General features: G+C 62.8%; 3 protein-coding genes. All 3 read left to right on the top strand.

Translation table 11 applies throughout. The features are described 5' to 3' along the window. Positions 1–372 (top strand): NAD(P)H-dependent oxidoreductase (locus tag FEM54_RS31695; protein ID WP_171045957.1); only part of this gene is annotated, 372 nt, incomplete at its 5' end. Positions 373–466: 94 nt separating this feature from the next. Continuing rightward, complete coding sequence (locus tag FEM54_RS31690) at positions 467–1,435, top strand: sulfonate ABC transporter substrate-binding protein (protein ID WP_138454184.1); 969 nt, start codon at positions 467–469, stop codon at positions 1,433–1,435. 25 nt (positions 1,436–1,460) lie between these two features. Continuing rightward, positions 1,461–1,847 (top strand): LLM class flavin-dependent oxidoreductase (locus tag FEM54_RS31685; RefSeq protein WP_138454183.1); only part of this gene is annotated, 387 nt, incomplete at its 3' end.

Raw genomic sequence — 1,847 nt, 5'->3', positions numbered from 1 at the left:
CCGGTGTACAAGGCCTCGTTTTCCGGCGCGCTGAAAACCGTACTCGACCTGCTGCCCGAGCGCGCCCTGGCCCACAAGATCGTGTTGCCAATGGCCACCGGCGGCAGCATCGCCCACATGCTGGCGGTGGACTACGCCTTGAAGCCGGTGCTGTCGGCCCTCAAGGCCCAGGAACTGCTCCACGGTATCTTTGCCGAAGACAGCCAGATCGCTTACGCCGAAGGCAGTGCCCAGGCGCAACTGGTGCCGGTGCTTGAACAGCGATTGCACGAGGCCCTGGAGACGCTTTACGGCGCCATGGCCCGTCGCCCCAAACCGCTGGACCCCAATGTGTTGAATGAACGTTTGTTGAGTGCTCGCTGGAGCATTTAAGCCGTACCGGATTTTGTAGTACTCACCTTACTCAGCCGCCAACGGCCAAGCAGGTGCAGCCAACCCCCTCATCGCATTATTTGGAGAGAGCGCCATGCGCACTGTCATCTTGCGTCGTGGTCTGGTCGCACTGTTTGCTGCGGCTGTGTCCTTCGGCGCCATTGTTCAAGCCCAGGCCGCCGAGACGTTGCGGATCGGTTATCAGAAGTACGGCACGCTGGTGCTGCTCAAAGCCAAGGGCTCGCTGGAAAAACGCCTGGCCGCCCAGGGCGTGCAAGTGCAATGGACCGAATTCCCCGGTGGCCCGCAGTTGCTCGAAGGCCTGAACGTCGGTGCGATCGACTTTGGTGTCACCGGCGAAACGCCGCCCGTGTTCGCCCAGGCGGCGGGTGCAGATTTGCTCTACGTCGCCTATGAGCCACCCGCGCCGACCAGTGAAGCGATCCTGGTGCCCAAGGATTCGACGATCAAATCGGTGGCCGAGCTCAAGGGCAAGAAAATCGTGCTCAACAAAGGCTCCAACGTGCACTACCTGTTGGTACGTGCCCTGGAAGATGCCGGCCTCAAATACACCGACGTGCACACCATCTTCCTGCCACCCGCCGATGCCCGCGCCGCGTTCGAGCGTGGCAGCGTCGATGCCTGGGTGATCTGGGACCCGTACCAGGCAGCCGCCGAGAAACAACTGCAAGCGCGCACCCTGCGTGACGGCACCGGCATTGCCGACAACCACCAGTTCTACCTGGCCACCAAGCCCTACGCCACGCAGCACCCGGACGTGATCAAGGCGCTGGTGGAAGAAGTGCGCGCAGTGGGCGAATGGTCCAAGGCCAACCCTCAGGAAGTAACCGAACAAGTCGCGCCACTGCTCGGCTTGCCGGCGGACATCACCCTGACCTCGGTCAAGCGCCAAGGCTACGGCGCGCTGTTCCTGACCCCGGAAGTGGTCGCCGCCCAGCAGAAAATCGCCGACACCTTCTACCAGCTCAAATTGATCCCCAAACCCTTGAGCATCAAGGACGTGATCTGGACTCCATCCGCCGCCGTCGCCACAGCGCCGTAATCCGACTTCTTCAGGAGACAACTCCATGAGCCTCAATATTTTCTGGTTCCTGCCTACCCACGGCGACGGCCATTACCTTGGCACCGCCGAAGGCGCCCGCGCCGTCGATCACGGTTATCTGCAGCAAGTGGCCCAGGCGGCTGACCGCCTGGGGTTCGGCGGGGTGCTGATTCCTACCGGCCGCTCCTGTGAAGACTCGTGGCTGGTCGCCGCCTCGCTGATCCCGGTAACCCAGCGACTGAAATTCCTTGTCGCGCTGCGCCCCGGCATCATCTCCCCGACGGTGGCGGCGCGTCAGGCCGCGACCCTGGACCGGTTGTCCGGCGGGCGCGCTTTGTTCAACCTGGTCACCGGCGGTGATCCGGAAGAGCTGGCTGGCGATGGCTTGTTCCTCAGCCATGAAGAGCGTTAC

The sequence above is a fragment of the Pseudomonas edaphica genome (assembly GCF_005863185.1).
Lineage (GTDB): Bacteria > Pseudomonadota > Gammaproteobacteria > Pseudomonadales > Pseudomonadaceae > Aquipseudomonas > Aquipseudomonas edaphica.
The sequence above is the reverse complement of the archived record's forward strand: the minus strand, read 5'-3'. Positions and strand labels throughout refer to the sequence as shown.

Excerpts from the sequence above, each read along its gene's own strand:
- FEM54_RS31690 (WP_138454184.1), top strand. The coding sequence starts at position 467 with ATGCGCACTGTCATCTTGCGTCGTGGTCTGGTCGCACTGTTTGCTGCG.